1 protein-coding gene is annotated in these 273 nt (G+C 64.1%); it reads left to right on the forward strand.

All coding sequences use genetic code 11. From position 1 onward, the window contains the following. Nucleotides 1-273: acyl-CoA thioesterase (locus NLU14_RS21815; protein ID WP_275710556.1), on the forward strand; the 273-nt coding region annotated here is incomplete at both ends.

Raw genomic sequence — 273 nt, forward strand, 5'->3', positions numbered from 1 at the left:
CGCCTATTTCATGCGCCCGGGCGACGAGAACTATCCGATCATCTACCGCGTCGTGCGCGATTTCGACGGGCGCAGCTTCGCCAATCGTCGGATCATCGCAATGCAGGGCGGCCAGCCGATCCTCAACATGACCGCGAGCTTCCAGCTGCCCGCCGACGGCCTGCACCATCAGTTCGACATGCCCGACGTGCCCGATCCGGACAGCCTCGTCTCCGAACGCGACTTGCGCGAGGCGATCCGCGACGAGGTGCCCGAGAAATTCCGTCGCTTCTT

Origin of the sequence: Marinobacter iranensis (assembly GCF_029207565.1) — a bacterium.
Lineage (GTDB): Bacteria > Pseudomonadota > Gammaproteobacteria > Pseudomonadales > Oleiphilaceae > Marinobacter > Marinobacter iranensis.